Source organism: Mesorhizobium sp. M2C.T.Ca.TU.002.02.1.1, assembly GCF_003997225.1.
On the sequence record NZ_RZTO01000342.1, the window covers coordinates 1 to 6,088 of the forward strand.

At 64.7% G+C, this 6,088-nt stretch carries 6 protein-coding genes and 1 tRNA gene; 2 read left to right on the top strand and 5 right to left on the bottom strand.

Annotated features, from left to right (window positions below; genetic code table 11):
- The 4 genes from EOD07_RS18625 to EOD07_RS18640 form a co-directional block, all read right to left on the bottom strand.
- Positions 1-464, bottom strand: a 464-nt coding sequence (locus EOD07_RS18625) for a substrate-binding domain-containing protein (protein ID WP_164772338.1), incomplete at its 3' end; no start/stop codon positions are given.
- Between the two features lie 104 nt (positions 465-568).
- Positions 569-1,573 carry an ABC transporter permease gene (locus EOD07_RS18630; protein ID WP_127236515.1) on the bottom strand — a complete coding sequence of 335 codons (1,005 nt, stop codon included), beginning with the start codon at positions 1,571-1,573 and terminating at the stop codon, positions 569-571.
- Positions 1,574-1,593: 20 nt separating this feature from the next.
- The gene (locus EOD07_RS18635; protein WP_052458157.1) at positions 1,594-2,586 is read right to left on the bottom strand and encodes an ABC transporter permease; all 993 of its coding nucleotides are present in this window, start codon (positions 2,584-2,586) and stop codon (positions 1,594-1,596) included.
- Positions 2,583-4,118 (bottom strand): sugar ABC transporter ATP-binding protein, encoded by a 1,536-nt coding sequence (locus EOD07_RS18640; RefSeq protein WP_127236516.1) that lies wholly within the window; start codon positions 4,116-4,118, stop codon positions 2,583-2,585. Before EOD07_RS18640 ends, EOD07_RS18635 begins: the two co-directional genes overlap by 4 nt.
- Positions 4,119-4,596: 478 nt before the next feature.
- Between EOD07_RS18640 and EOD07_RS18645 the strand changes: the two genes are divergently transcribed.
- Positions 4,597-5,055, top strand: coding sequence for a YbhB/YbcL family Raf kinase inhibitor-like protein (locus EOD07_RS18645; RefSeq protein ID WP_040988857.1), 459 nt, complete (start codon positions 4,597-4,599; stop codon positions 5,053-5,055).
- A 62-nt stretch (positions 5,056-5,117) separates the two neighbouring features.
- Positions 5,118-5,618, top strand: coding sequence for a DUF6496 domain-containing protein (locus tag EOD07_RS18650; protein ID WP_127236517.1), 501 nt, complete (start codon positions 5,118-5,120; stop codon positions 5,616-5,618).
- A gap of 167 nt (positions 5,619-5,785) precedes the next feature.
- On the opposite strand, the gene EOD07_RS18655 is transcribed toward EOD07_RS18650, so the two are convergent.
- Positions 5,786-5,861: transfer RNA gene (locus EOD07_RS18655), tRNA-Ala, on the bottom strand.
- Positions 5,862-6,088 lie beyond the last annotated feature (227 nt).

Below are 6,088 nucleotides of genomic sequence, written 5' to 3' on the forward strand. Positions count from 1 at the left end.
ATGTTGACCAGCGCCTGGGCGGTGTTCTCGCCGAAGCCGGCGGTGATGTAGCTGACATTGTAGGCGCAGGGCTCGGTGACCGTCGCGTCATACATGAAGAAGAGCACGCCCTTCTGGCAGCCGCGATGGATGGTGCGGTTCAGCGCCGTCGACGAGATCGGGAAGCTGATGATGCCGTCGGCGCCATCCTGGATCATGCTTTCATAGGCGGAGATCTGCGCCTGCGGATCCGTGCCCGAGATCACCTCCTTCAGTTCCACCGTCTTGTCGTAGGGCGGCGTCTGCGCCAGCGCCTTGACGATATTCGCGGCCTCCGATTGCCACGAGTTGCCGCTGTAGCTCAGCGACAGGTAGACCTTGAGCTTCTTGTCCTGCGCTTCGGCATGATCGACGACCGTCGCAACGCCCGCGGTCGTGGCAAGCGTCAGCGACGCGGCCAGTCCCAGTCTTTTCAACAGCTTCATTTCCATCAACCTCCCTTTGGAATTTGGCCCTTTCAGGTGCCGGACCAGAGCTTGTGAGAACGTTCTCACAATTGGACAAAAATCATTGGCATGCGGGCGCATGGTCATTTTCCTCGCGTCAGCATCCGGTTTCCGATGTGGGTCAGGAACTCGCCGCGCAGCACCAGCAGCGCTCCGACGATGATTCCACCCTCGATGATGGTGCGCCATCCTTCACTCAGCCCGATGGCCGAGATCATGGTGCCCAGCGTGGTCAAAAGGATCGCGCCGCCGACCGTACCGATGAAGGTTCCGCTGCCGCCGAGGATCGAGGAGCCGCCGATCACGACGGCGGCGATCGAGGGCAGCATGTAACTGTCACCCATCCTGAGCGTCGCGCCGTTCGAATAGCCGACCAGCATCATGCCGACGAAGCCGGCGCAGGCGGCGCTGACCGCATAGGGCACGAGTTCGAGCCGGTTGACGCTGACGCCGGCGATAAGTGCTGCGTTCCTGTTGGTGCCGAGCGCGCGAAGCCGGCGTCCGAGCGCGGTGAAGTTCTGCAGAAGCCAGCCGAACAGGATGAAAGCGAGGGTGAAGTAGATGACCACCGGCACGCCGAGGAACCATGCCTTCATCAACCACAGGAGGGCCGATGGCGAACCGCCGCGCGGCGTGCCGCTGGTATAACCGAGCGCCACCGAGGCGACGACGATCGAGGTCGCCATCGTCATGATGAAGGGCGGCACCTTCAACCAGACGATGCCGATGCCGCTGACCGCGCCGACCAGGGCGCAGATGGCGAGGATTGCCGGCAACATGTACCAGACGCCGGCATCGCCCGTGCCGACCAAGGTCGTGGTCAGCACGCCGCCAAGCGTGATGAGGGCCGGGATGGAGAGGTCCAGTCCGCCGATCAGGATGACGAGGCCCTGCCCGAAGGACAGAATGATCAGGAACGAGGCGAGGATCAGCACCGTGAGCACCTGGCTCCAGGAGCCGAGCGCCGGGCTGATGAAGCGCGAGCAGACAATGAGCACGATGCTCAAGCCGAACACGACGAGCGTGTTCACCGTTTCCCGGTCGAGCTTCTGCCTGCCGCGCTGGTCGGAAGAGGCCTCGGATGGCATCGCTATGTCCTTGTGCGCGTTCACCGGGCGTCGTCCTTCCTGAGCAGGCGCGCCACGGTGTTGCCGAAGACGATCGCGAGCACCAGCACGAAGCCCTGGAAGATGCCGGTGTAGAAAGACGACACGCCGCCCGAGAACAGCACCTTCTGCAGAAGCATGAGCGTGCCGGCGCCGAGGATCGAGCCGACGAGGCTGCCGCGGCCGCCGCTGAGCGGCGTGCCGCCGAGCGCCACGGCGGCGAAGGTGAGCATCAGGAACGGCGTGCCCGCGGTCGGATTGCCGGTGGCGGTCTGGGCGCTCAGCATGAAGCCGGCGACGCCATAGAGGATGCCGGCGCCGACGAAGGCGGTTATGCGAACGCCCGAGACGGCAACGCCGGAGAAACGGGCCGACTGCTCGTCGGCGCCGATCGCATAAAGGCCGATGCCGGTGTTGGTCCGCCGGAAGGCCAGCCACAGCACGATGGCGGCGACCAGGAACAGGCCGGCGATCGGGACGACGCCGAAGAGCGTGTCGGTCAGGGTGTAGGTGACGAAGTCGGCGACCATGCCGCCGGGCGCGTCGAGAATGACCAGCGCCAGCCCCTGGCAGACGATCATGGTGCCCAGCGTCGCCGCGATGGTCTGCAGCCCGAGCCTGGCGACCAGAATGCCGTTGATCATGCCGACGACGGCGCCGATGGCGCAGCACATCAAGAGGCTGACCAGCGCTCCGCCCGGGCCGTCGAGCGGATAGACGGCCATCAGCACGTTGGTCAGCGAGACGACGCCCGCGACGGACAGGTCGAAGCCGCGGCTGATGACGACCAACGTCTCGCCCGCCGCAGCCAGCGCCAGCGGCGTCGAATTGTTGACGAGGTCGGTGAATGTGTAGACCGAGAGCGCATCGGGCTGCCAGAACGCATAGAGCGCGTAGAGCAGCACATAGATCAGCGCGACGATGCCGGTGCCGCTGATGACGGCGCGCCAGAAGGGCGAACGGCGGGGCGCCGGATTTGCAGCGATCGCGCTCATGCCGCCACTCCCGTCTTCGCGCCGCGGGCGTGGCCGATCAGCGCGCCGACGATCGTCTGCTCGTCGATGGCGTCGCCCTGGTACTCGGCGAAGATACGGCCGCCATAGAGCACGATGCAGCGATGCGCGAGGTGGACGAGTTCCGGCAATTCGGATGAATAGAAGAGCACGGAGCCGCCATCGGCGGCGAATTTGCGGATCGCCTCGTAGATCGACTGCTTGGTTCCGACGTCGACGCCGCGCGTCGGATCGAAGAGCAGCAGCGTGCGCGCGCCGGTCATGATGACGCGCGCCAGCAGCGCCTTCTGCTGGTTACCGCCGGACAACTCGTCGATCTTGAAATGCAGATAGCGTTCCTGCAGGTCGACCACGGCCGCCGTTTCGCATGCGGCGCGACGCTCGCCGGCCGGCCAGACGATGCCGCCGCGCGCGATGCGGGAGATGATCGGCAGCACCATGTTGCTGGCCGTGGTGAGGCCGGCGAGGATGCCTTCCGACTTGCGGTCCTCGGGCAGGTAGGCGAGGCCGTTGCCGAAATGGAGCGCGGCTCCAGGGTTGGAGATCTGGGCGCGCACGCCGTCGATCTCGACGCTTCCGCCCCTGGCCTTGGCAAGTCCGATCAGCGTCCTGAACAAATCGCGCTGGCCCTGCCCTTCGAGCGCGGCGATGCCGACGATCTCGCCCTGCCTGACATCGAACGACACGTCGCTCAGGATGCCGCCCGAGAGGCCCTTGACGCCGAGCGCGACGGGCGCGGCCTCACCGGTTTTGGGCAGCGCATTGATCGTCTCACGCGCGCTGCGGCCGACCATCATCTCGAAGATGTTCTCGTCCGAGGCGCCCGAAAGCTCGACGGTGCCGATGCTGCGGCCGTTGCGCAGGATGGTGGCGCGCGAGCACAAGGTGCGCACTTCGCCGAGGCGATGGGAAATGTAGAGGATGGCGGTCTGCAGGGTTTTTTGACGGCGCACGAGCTCGAACAGCCATTCGACGTCGGCAAGCGCCGCCGTCGGCTCGTCGAGGATCAGCAATTTCGCGGCATGGGTGAAGGCGCGGACGATTTCGAGCCGCTGACGGTCCGACAGCGAGAGCACGCCCACCGGCGTGTCGGGATCGAAATGCGCGAGACCATAATCCCTGAGGATCCTGCCGGCGGAGGCCATGGCCGAGCGATGCGACGCGAGGCCGAGCATGCCCCTTGGCATTTTCGGCAGCATCAGATTTTCGGCGATGCTGAGATTGGGCAGCAGGCTGAGCTCCTGGAAGGCCGTCGCCACGCCCTGCGTGCGCGCATCGACGATGCCGTGCGGCGTGTAGGGCGAGCCTAGGATCGACATTGATCCGCTGTCCGGCTTCACCACGCCGCTGAGGATCTTCACCAGCGTCGACTTGCCAGCGCCGTTCTCGCCCAGCAGCGCATGGACCTCGCCCGGGCGCAGATCGATGGAAACGGAATCGAGCGCCACGGTCGGCCCGTAGGACTTCGCAATCTTGGCGATGCGGACGGCTAGCCGGGTCTCGTCGGTGCTCATACCTCCTCCCAAGGTAAGGTCGCAGCTGCAAGTGAGAACGTTCTCTGAGAACGTTCTCACCGTTTCACACGAAGCAATGTTCGTTGTCAACGGGGAATCCATCACAGGAATGTCAAAGCCGTTTCAGGCGAACGCGCTCGCGAGACGGACACTCTGTCTATCGAGCCGGCGTGCTGCCGGCTGTTACCCGTTGCCCCGAAAATGCCGCCGGTAAAATCTTCGAGACCTCCAGTTCCGCGTCGACGGTTTCCACGCTGACCTGCCGGTATCTTTCGCCGGACACGACCTGCGTCATATCCGTCCGCGCAGCCCTTTCCGGGGAACGATAGCTCCGCTTGCGAACATTCGTCGAGGCTGGAACCCCCGCCGATGCCCCGCGTTCCCATGAAAACCAGCAGCGATTGCGCTCCACCGATCCGAGCAAGCATCGTCCGTGAATTCCTTCGGGAAAAACGCGATAGAGCACGGAGTTCCAACCATGGCTTTCACGCTTGAGAGTCCAGCCTTTGGAAACGGGCAGACCATTCCCGAGCCCTATGTCCGCAACGGAGGCAACCTGTCTCCGCCCCTGCGGTGGAAGGACGCGCCGGCCGGCACCAGAAGCTTCCTGCTTGTCGTCGAGGACCCCGACGCGCCACGCGGCCTGTTTCGCCATTGGGCGGTCTATGACATCGCCGCCGGGCGGGATCGCCTGCCGGAGGGCACCGCCGGGCCGGAAAGCTTCAGCCAAGGCGTGAACGACTTCGGCAATGCTCATTACGACGGCCCCCAGCCGCCGAAAGGCCATGGCGTCCATCACTATCACTTCCGCCTTTCAGCCCTCGACGTGGAGACGCTGGAAACCGGCGGAGAAACGGGAATAGCCGATCTTCTGGCCCATGCGGGGCCGCATACGATCGCCACCGCCGACCTCGTCGGCACATATGAAAGCCGCTGATGCGCAAGCTGAAGCGGCTTTCGGCGTTCGCCCGTGGCCCCGGCTGAATAAGGAGAAAAACAATGCCGGACAAGAAAACCATCGAAAAGGCGCGCAAAGACAAACGCGAAGGCAAATCGGCAAGCACGCAGGCCGGTGAGTTCGTTCACGCGGAAATCGACAAAGTCCGCCAAGGCAAGCACGGCGCCCGCTCCACCAAGCAGGCGATCGCCATCGGCCTTTCGGAGGCGCGCCGCGCGGGCGTCGACCTGCCGCCTCCCAAAAAAGGCGACGTGAAGGAGACCACGCGCAAGAGCGCCAGATACGCTTACGAGGCAGGCCAGGGCGAACGGAAACCGAAGCGCCAGCCGAAGGTCTCGAAGGCAGTGTCGAAGGTGCTCGAGGACGAGCCGAAGAGCACTGCCTCCCGCAAGGCCCTGTCGCAGCAGACCAAGAGCGCCGCATCCGGCCGCACGGCCGCGGAGCGGTCGGCGGCGGCCAGGAAAGCCGCGCGGACCAAAGGCGCCGCCGGACGATCGGCGGCGGCGCGCAAGGCAGCCAGAACCCGCGCGGAGCGCGGTTAGCCGCAGCTGCAGGACAAGGAGCGGACCAGTTGACCGGGTTCCCGCATCAGGCTGCACCGGCCACAAGATGCCTTCGCGTCAAGGCCCGTCATACGGGCTGGGGCGCCGCTCAGCGTGAACAGCGGGACGACTTCAGCTATACGAAACTTCGATCAGGAAGGACTGTTTGGTGGAGCCAATCGGAATCGAACCGACGACCTCTTGAATGCCATTCAAGCGCTCTCCCAACTGAGCTATGGCCCCACTCCCGGCAGTCAGCCGGCGCCGTTTCCGGCGAAGAGATCCGGCACGGTTGGGACCGCGCCGTCGTTTAGTGCTGGCGGCTTCTAGCGCCGCCTTCGGTCAAGATCAAGCCTTGAAAGACCGCTTTTTCGTCAAAGGCGAAAATGGCCGGCAAACAATCAGAATCAGACCTCGTCCTCGTCGTCGCCGACGCCGATCATGTCGGAGACGTCGTCGTCTTCTTCCTC